This window comes from Burkholderia sp. E168m23, assembly GCF_016586125.1.
GTDB classification, from domain to species: domain Bacteria; phylum Pseudomonadota; class Gammaproteobacteria; order Burkholderiales; family Burkholderiaceae; genus Burkholderia; species Burkholderia orbicola.
This window is the reverse complement of the sequence record NZ_BCPP01001620.1, coordinates 1-710: the sequence shown is the minus strand read 5'-3', so window position 1 is coordinate 710 and position 710 is coordinate 1. Positions and strand designations below refer to the sequence as shown.

The window sequence follows — 710 nt, the reverse complement described above, 5'->3', positions numbered from 1 at the left end:
ATGCGTGAGCGGGTACACGAGCATCAGCAGGAACAGCGACATCAGCACCGTACCCGGCACGTCGATGCGCTGGCCGCGCGGCGCGCGATTTTCCGGGATGAAGCGCCAGCTGCCGATCAGCGCCAGGATGCCGATCGGCAGATTGACGAGGAAGATCGCGCGCCAGCCGAGCCCGAACGGATGCAGGCTGATCAGCGCGCCGCCGCCAAGCTGGCCGATCACGGCCGCGAGGCCGAACGCGAACCCGTAGAAGCCCATCACGCGCACCTGTTCCTGCGGGCTGAACACGCTGCGGATCGTCGCGAGCACCTGCGGCGCGAGGATCGCGGCGAACAGGCCCTGCAGCACGCGGCCGCCGACGAGTACCGTGCCGTTGTCGGCGAGCCCGCACAGCGTCGACGCGAGCACGAAGCCGGCCATGCCGATCATGAACATGCGCTTGCGTCCGTACAGGTCGCCGAGCCGCCCGCCGGTGATCTGGACGACCGCGTTCGCGCATGCATAGGCCGACACGACGAGCTGCAACTCGGCCTGGTGCGCGCCGATGCCGTCGCGAATGGCCGGGAGCGCGAGATTCACGATGAAGTAGTCGAGCGGCGGCAGAATGGCGCCGACCAGCAGGACCACGAGCGCCCAGCTATGATGGCTGCGCGGCGTCGCCGCGGCGGCCGCGCAGGCTGGTGCGCAGGGGGCGAGGGTGTTGTTCGTCA

At 69.3% G+C, this 710-nt stretch carries 1 protein-coding gene; it reads right to left on the bottom strand.

Annotation, left to right across the window (positions count from 1 at the left end; translation table 11 throughout):
* Window positions 1-710 (bottom strand): MFS transporter (locus JMF90_RS39265; protein ID WP_201326570.1); only part of this gene is annotated, 710 nt, incomplete at both ends.